General features: G+C 42.3%; 1 pseudogene. It reads left to right on the plus strand.

Going from position 1 to position 1,259, the window contains the following annotated elements:
- Positions 1-64 precede the first annotated feature (64 nt).
- Positions 65-1,099, plus strand: a pseudogene (locus J3P43_RS19520) (IS481 family transposase); the annotation flags it as partial.
- Between the last annotated feature and the right edge of the window lie 160 nt (positions 1,100-1,259).

The following is a 1,259-nucleotide window of genomic DNA, read 5'->3' on the forward strand; positions in this document are numbered from 1 at the left end:
TGAAGTAGTCACGACTTAATCTGACAGTTACAATAAAATTAGTAACTTAAAATCAGATTAAGCAATGACAACACAAGAGAAAATCATCAGGAACAAGGTGGGCATATTAGAACTTGCCCAGCATTTAGGAAACGTATCGAAGGCCTGTAAAGTAATGGGCTACTCCCGGGATAGTTTCTATCGTTTCAAAGAACTTTATGAGCAAGGCGGAGAATTGGCCTTGCAGGAAATCTCCCGACGCAAACCAGTACTGAAGAACCGCGTTGAGGAGCACATTGAGAAACTTGTTGTAGAACTGGCCATAGAGCAACCTGCTTTAGGTCAATTGCGTGTTTCCAATGAATTAAAGAAGCAAGGAATATTCATCTCTCCCGGAGGAGTAAGAAGTGTTTGGCTGCGGCATGATCTGCAAACCTTCAAGCTTCGCTTAAAAGCCTTGGAGGCAAAATCAGCGCAGGAAGGCATTGTACTGACCGAAGCGCAGATTGTCGCTCTGGAGAAAGCCAAAGAAGAGAAAAAAGCACATGGTGAAATTGAAACCTATCATCCCGGCTATCTTGGCGCTCAGGACACTTATTATGTAGGAAACATCAAAGGCGTTGGTCACATTTACCAGCAAACTTTTATTGATACCTACTCCAAAGTTGCCTTTACCAAACTGTATGACAGAAAGAATGCACTGATTGCAGCTGATATGCTCAATGATCAGGTAGTGCCATTCTTTGAACAGCACGAGCTGCGATTGCTTCGCGTATTAACTGATCGGGGAACAGAATACTGCGGCTCCAGAGATCAGCATGAGTACCAGTTATACCTGGCTGTGGAAGATATTGACCATAGCAAAACAAAAGCTAAAAGTCCTCAAACTAATGGCATCTGCGAACGCTTTCATAGAACTATTCAGGATGAATTTTATGCTATTGCATTTCGCAAGAAGGTTTATCGAACAATACAGGAGTTACAAACTGATCTTGATCGTTGGATGACCTATTATAACCAGGACCGAACGCATACCGGCAAATATTGCTTCGGTAAAACACCAATGCAGACGTTCAAAGACAGTATTTCATTAGCAAAGGAAAAGTTGATAGAAAGACTGACCGAAGACCAGTTTGTGGCTTATCCTCCCTTAAGCCACCACGGGGAGGGTGAGCCACAAACTGCGTCTGATGAGTTCGAAGAAACTTTTATATATTCGAAGAGAACATCTGACACTTTTTAAAACCTATTAACTGTCAGATCAAGTTGTGGCTATTACA

It is taken from the genome of Paradesertivirga mongoliensis (assembly GCF_024436395.1).
GTDB lineage: Bacteria > Bacteroidota > Bacteroidia > Sphingobacteriales > Sphingobacteriaceae > Paradesertivirga > Paradesertivirga mongoliensis.